This window comes from Mesorhizobium sp. M0571 (assembly GCF_040320985.1).
GTDB lineage: Bacteria > Pseudomonadota > Alphaproteobacteria > Rhizobiales > Rhizobiaceae > Mesorhizobium.
Map to the genome: position 1 here is coordinate 1 of NZ_JAMYQT010000134.1, position 1,525 is coordinate 1,525.

Genomic DNA, 1,525 nt, shown 5'->3' on the forward strand with positions numbered 1-1,525 from the left:
CGATTGTGTTGAAGAAGTCGGTGATTAAGCCAGGCGTTCTTTTCGCCGCGACGAGTTGCGATTGGGTCGAGGCGGCCTCCTTGCCCTAAGTGGCTGGGATTGGTGTCCGGATAGTGCAGATCTTGGCCAATTTCCTGAGGTTCTGGGCGATGGCTGCGAGGTGGAACTCATCGCGGGCACCACAGGGGCCGCGCAATCGCAGTCTGTCGAGCTTCAGGATGCGCTTGAGGTGCGCGAACAGCATCTCCACCTTCTTCCGTTGATAGCGTGAGGTTTGGTAGGCCTCGGTCTTGGCGATGTCGCGGGCCATGTCGCGCGCGCCCTCATAGATCGAGCGCAGCACTTTGCGCGCCGGCTCCTTCGGGCAACAGCGGGGCTTCAGGGCACAGGCGTCGCAATCCAGCTTGCTGGCGCGATAGCGCATCATGCCATTCTCGTCGACGAGAGGGTGTGGCACCCGATAGGTCTTCTGGCGCTGCCTGAGCGTCTTTCCGCCCGGGCAAATATAGGCATCGGCCTTATGGTCGTAGGTGAAGTCGTCGCGCGAGAAGGTGCCATCCTTGCGCCTAGACTTGTCGAACACCGGGATATGCGGCTCGATCCCACGCTCATGCACCAACCAGTTCAGCATTTCGGCCGAGCTGTAGCCGGTGTCGGCAATCAGCCGCTCCGGCCACAGGCCGAGCTCGTCGTGCGCCCGCTCGATCATGGTCTTGGCGGCCGTCACCTCGGCTTGGCGCACCGCGGTCGAGGGCTCCACATCGACGATGACGGCGTGCTCCACGTCGATCAGATAGTTGGTGCAATAGGCGTAGACGGCCGGGCCGCCCCAAGAGGCGGTCCAGCGTGCTGCAGGATCGACAGGCGATACGAACTTTGGCTCTACCGGCGTGGCGGCCCCGAAGGCGGCGTCATCCAGAGTGGCGAGATACTCAGCCACGGCCCGCTTGGCTTTGGGATTGAGGTCCTCGGCCGTTTCGATCCCGCGCTGACGATGGGCGTCGGCGACGATCATGCTGGCATCGACCGCAAAGCCTTCGCCGCCGACGAGCCCTTCAGCTATGCAGCGCCGGACGACGGTCTCGAACAGTTCGCGCAGCAGGTCGGCATCGCGGAAGCGGCCGTGGCGGGTCTTGGAGAAGGTTGAGTGGTCAGGCACATCACCCTCGAGACCAAGCCGGCAGAACCACCGATAGGCCAGGTTCAGATGTACCTCCTCGCACAGCCGGCGCTCCGAGCGGATGCCGAAGCAATAGCCGACGATCAGCATGCGGATCAGCAGCTCAGGGTCGATCGAGGGACGGCCGATCGAGCTGTAGAAGGGCGCCAGATGCTGGCGGATGGCGGACAGGTCGACGAAGTGGTCGATCGCTCTGAGCAGGTGATCCGCCGGCACATGCCGCTCCAGGCTGAAGCCGTAGAACAGCTCCTCCTGCATCACACTTTGCTCGCCCATCATCGACTCAATCTCCTCTTACGACGAAGATTGAATCAGTGCTTCAGGACTGCTGCAACCCGGACTTTT

At 62.5% G+C, this 1,525-nt stretch carries 1 protein-coding gene; it reads right to left on the minus strand.

Annotation, left to right across the window (positions count from 1 at the left end; translation table 11 throughout):
• Positions 1–85: 85 nt before the first annotated feature.
• Positions 86–1,459: a transposase gene (locus NKI85_RS37670; RefSeq protein ID WP_352780956.1), complete on the minus strand. Its 1,374-nt coding sequence runs from the start codon at positions 1,457–1,459 to the stop codon at positions 86–88.
• Between the last annotated feature and the right edge of the window lie 66 nt (positions 1,460–1,525).

Coding starts and splice junctions, on each gene's coding strand:
- NKI85_RS37670 (WP_352780956.1), bottom strand. CDS start 1,459: ATGATGGGCGAGCAAAGTGTGATGCAGGAGGAGCTGTTCTACGGCTTC.